Source organism: Endozoicomonas sp. SESOKO2 (assembly GCF_024606245.1).
Lineage (GTDB): Bacteria > Pseudomonadota > Gammaproteobacteria > Pseudomonadales > Endozoicomonadaceae > Endozoicomonas_A.
Genome location: NZ_JAHHPQ010000635.1, coordinates 1 through 1,046 on the forward strand (window position 1 = coordinate 1; position 1,046 = coordinate 1,046).

Annotated in this window: 1 protein-coding gene; it reads left to right on the top strand. The window is 48.9% G+C overall.

Going from position 1 to position 1,046, the window contains the following annotated elements; genetic code table 11:
• The coding region (locus KDK17_RS15585) for a hypothetical protein (protein ID WP_257276101.1) at nt 1-1,046 on the top strand (1,046 nt) is incomplete at both ends.

Sequence of the window (1,046 nt, forward strand, 5' to 3'; positions counted from 1 at the left end):
GCTGGCCGGAATGGAAAGACAAGGATGGCGAGTTCAGTATGGAGCTGTTCCGCTCTTTCTCATCCATAAATACTGGCACAGGCATGCTCAAACATGAGGAAGTGAAAGAGGTGCTTGCCTGGTCGGAATGGAAAAACAAGGATGGCGAGTTCAATATGAAGTTGTTCCGTGCTTTCTCGTCTATGAATCATGGCCAGGGCTTGCCCAAACATGAGAAAGTGAAAGAGATGCTGAACTGGCCTGGATGGAAAGACAAGGATGGCGAGTTCAGTATGGAGCTGTTCCGAGCATTCTCGTCTATGAATCATTGCAAAGGCATGCTCAAATGTGAGCAAGTGAGAGAGGTGCTGGGCTGGCCGGAATGGAAAAACAAGGATGACGAGTTCAATATGGAACTGCTCCGCGCCTTTTCGTCCGTGAATCATGCCAAAGGCATACTCAAACACAAGAGAGTCAAAGAGGTGCTGAACTGGCCGGAATGGAAAGACAAGGATGGCGAGTTCAATATGGAGCTGTTCCGCGCCTTCTCTTCCATGAATCATGGCCAGGGCACGTTCAAGCATGAGGACATGAAAGAAGTGCTGGGCTGGCCGGAATGGAAAGACAAGGGGGACGAGTTCAATATGGAGCTGTTCCGCGCATTCTCGTCCATGAATAATGCCAGAGGCATGCTCAAACATGAGAAAGTGAAAGAGGTGCTGAACTGGCCGGAATGGAAACACAGGGATGACCAGTTCAATATGAAGTTGTTCCGTGCTTTTTCGTCCATGAATAATGGCCGGGGCTTGCCCAAAAATGAACCTGTAAAAAAAGTGCTGGGCTGGGTGCGTTACCGGGGGGCGCTCAATCATCTGCTATTGCAAATTATGACCAGACTCTGGAAATCAGAAGGGCTACCTGCTGCTGAAGCGCTCCAACATCAGGAAACACGACTGAAACAGTGGCTGTATACAAAATTGACTGGAGAACGCAGCAACCCGGATGATAAGGAAGATGACGAATACAATAGCGACTCAGAGGATGATGAAGAAAAATGCAATCGCCAG